Raw genomic sequence first — 2974 nt, forward strand, 5'->3', positions numbered from 1 at the left:
TGCCGACGAACCGACGACGGCGGGACGTCACGGTGCAGATGCAAATTCTGCGGTTGCTGAGCGACCTGCGCGACCGCCTCGGCGTGGCGATTATCCTGATTACCCACGATCTGGGCGTCGTGGCGCAGACCTGCGATCGTATCGCGGTGATGTATGCCGGGCGTCTGTGTGAGCTGGGCGGCAAACGCGAAGTGCTGGGCGATGCCCTGCATCCCTACACGCAGGGGCTGATTGACTGCCAGCCGGTCAGCGCGGGCGGCACCGGACAGATGGCGACGATTAAAGGTCAGCCGCCGGTGGCGGAACATTTTCCCGGCGGCTGCCGATTCCATCCCCGCTGTCGTTACGCCACGGAGATTTGCAAGGCGGTACGGCCCGATATGTATGGTGAAATGCAGGATCTCGCGCACGCTGCGGCCTGTCACCATCCGTTCGCCACGCTGAATCACGAGGAGAGTCTATAGTGAGTCCGGTTGAATCTACGGCGCCGCTGCTGGCAGCGGACAATCTGCAGGTCAGTTTTCCGGTCGGCGGCTTCCTCTTTAATAAACGAAGCCTGCACGCCGTCAACGGCGTCAGTCTGCACATTCATGCCGGGGAAGTGCTCGGTCTGGTCGGGGAGTCCGGCAGCGGTAAAAGCACCCTGGGCCGCGCGTTGCTCCAGCTGGAGCCGACCGTCGGCGGCCGGGTGTACTTCGACGGAGAGCCGATCTCGCCGGGAAGCCAGCAGGAAATCGCTCAGCTGCGTCAGCAGACGGCGATGATCTTTCAAGACCCGTTCTCTTCGCTGGATCCGCGTCAGACTATCGGCGACAGCATCGCCGAGGTGCTGCGCGTGCATCGCAAAGTGCCGAAATCTGCGATCCAGGAGCGGGTAAGGGAGCTGCTGATTCTGGTGGGTTTGAACCCTGAGCACGGCCTGCGTCGGCCCGACGCGCTGAGCGGCGGACAGTGCCAACGCGCCGGTATTGCCCGGGCGCTGGCATTGGAGCCGCGGCTGATCGTCGCCGATGAGTGCGTGGCGGCGCTGGATGTGTCCATTCAAGGACAGATCATCAACCTGCTGATGGATCTGCGGGACAAAATGGGGCTGGCCATTTTGTTCATCGCCCACGATTTGGCGATTGTGCGACGCCTGTGCGACCGCGTCGCCGTGATGTATCTGGGGCGTATCGTGGAATCGGGTCCGGTTGAAGCGGTGTTTACCCAACCGCGCCATCCTTATACCGCGGCGCTGATGGCGGCCATTCCGGAAATCGATCCCGACCGGCCGCTGCCCGCCCATCCTCTTTCGGGCGAACCGCCCAGCCCGCTGGCGCTGCCGGACGGCTGCGCGTTTCACCCGCGTTGCCCCTATGCGTTGTCGCGCTGCCAACATGGCGCGCCGCCAGAGACCCGACACATCGTCGGTCATACCTTCGCCTGCGTGTTGGACGACAAGGGCGAACAAGCCATTAATCCGTTAAATGAGGGAATGTTTGATGAAGCGTAAATACTTAAAGGTTGCAGCCGCCGGGCTTTTGCTGGCGGCCTGCGTGGCAAGTGAAATGGCGCAAGCGGCCGGTGTGCTGACGATTGGACGACGCGAAGACAGCACCAGTTTCGACCCGATTAGAACGACGCAGAACGAAGACAACTGGGTGTTCTCCAATGTCCTTGACCGTCTGATTTGGGTGGACAAGACCGGCACCAAGCTGGAGCCCGCGCTGGCGGAAAGCTGGACCATTTCTCCGGACGGCAAAGTCTATACGCTGAAAATCCGCGACACGGTGTTCTCTGACGGAACCCCGGTCACGGCCAGCGATGCCGCATTCAGCCTGCTGCGCCTGCGCGACGATGAAAACTCACTGTGGCGCGACCCGTTCATGGTGATGGATAAAGTGGAAGCGCCGGATGCGCGTACGCTGGTTATTACCCTGAAAGCGCCGTCCGTTCCGTTCCTGTCTCAGCTGGCCCTGCCGAATGCCTCCATCATCTCTGAAAAAGCGATGAAAGCGATGGGTGAAGAAGCGTTTGCGGAAAAACCGGTCGGCTCCGGCGCGTTCAGCGTTAAAGAGTGGCTGCGCGGCGACCGCGTGGTGCTGGTCAAAAACCCGCATTACTGGCGTGCGGACAAGGTTTCTCTGGATGGCGTCGAGTGGCAGACCATCCCGGACGACAACACGCGTATGCTGAAAGTGCAGGCGGGTGAACTGGATGCGGCGATCAACGTGCCGTTCTCACGCATCGTCTCTCTGCAAAAAGATCCGAACCTGTCCATCCATCTAGACCCGTCAACGCGTGAAGATCACCTGCTGATCAACCACGAGCACGGCCTGCTGTCGAAGGTTGAAGTGCGTCAGGCGCTGGACTATGCGATCGACAAAGATGCCATCGTGAAAACCGTGACCTTTGGCTACGGTCAGGTCGCGAACTCCTACATTCCGGCTGGCGCGGTGTACCACTATGCCAATAATTTGAAACGTCCTTACGACGTGGAAAAAGCCAAGAAAATGCTGGCGGATGCAGGCGCTTCTAATCTGAAGCTGAACTATGTCGTGAATGCGGGCGATGAAGTGGACGAACAAATCGCTATCCTGTTGCAGCAGCAGCTGGCAAAAGCGGGCGTGACCGTCACGCTGCAGAAAGTCGACCCGAGCCAGAGCTGGGGCATGCTGGTCTCCGGCGACTATGACATTTCCGTCATGTACTGGACCAACGATGTGCTCGACCCGGATCAGAAAACCACGTTCGTGCTGGGTCACGACGCGAACATGAACTACATGACTCGCTACCACAACGAGAAGGTGAAAGCGCTGGTCGCGGCGGCACGTTTGGAAGTGGATCCTAAAAAACGTGAGCAGATGTACATCGACCTGCAGAAAATGGCGAAAGCCGACGTGAACTGGATCGATCTGTACTACAGCCCGTACCGCAACGTCAGCCGTAAAAACATCAAGGGCTTCTATCAGAACCCGCTGGGCCGCTTCTTCCT

At 59.7% G+C, this 2974-nt stretch carries 2 protein-coding genes and 1 pseudogene; all 3 read left to right on the plus strand.

The window, feature by feature from the left end; genetic code table 11:
• Positions 1 to 464: pseudogene (locus Q7O77_RS16470) on the plus strand (oligopeptide/dipeptide ABC transporter ATP-binding protein); the annotation flags it as partial.
• The gene (locus tag Q7O77_RS16475) at positions 464 to 1492 is read left to right on the plus strand and encodes an ABC transporter ATP-binding protein (RefSeq protein ID WP_304169781.1); all 1029 of its coding nucleotides are present in this window, start codon (positions 464 to 466) and stop codon (positions 1490 to 1492) included. The pseudogene Q7O77_RS16470 and the gene Q7O77_RS16475, both read left to right, overlap by 1 nt.
• A partial coding sequence (locus Q7O77_RS16480) for an ABC transporter substrate-binding protein (RefSeq protein WP_304169783.1) occupies positions 1482 to 2974 on the plus strand: 1493 nt, incomplete at its 3' end. The genes Q7O77_RS16475 and Q7O77_RS16480, both read left to right, overlap by 11 nt.

The organism is Lonsdalea britannica, assembly GCF_946477055.1.
In the GTDB taxonomy this organism is placed as follows: domain Bacteria; phylum Pseudomonadota; class Gammaproteobacteria; order Enterobacterales; family Enterobacteriaceae; genus Lonsdalea; species Lonsdalea britannica_A.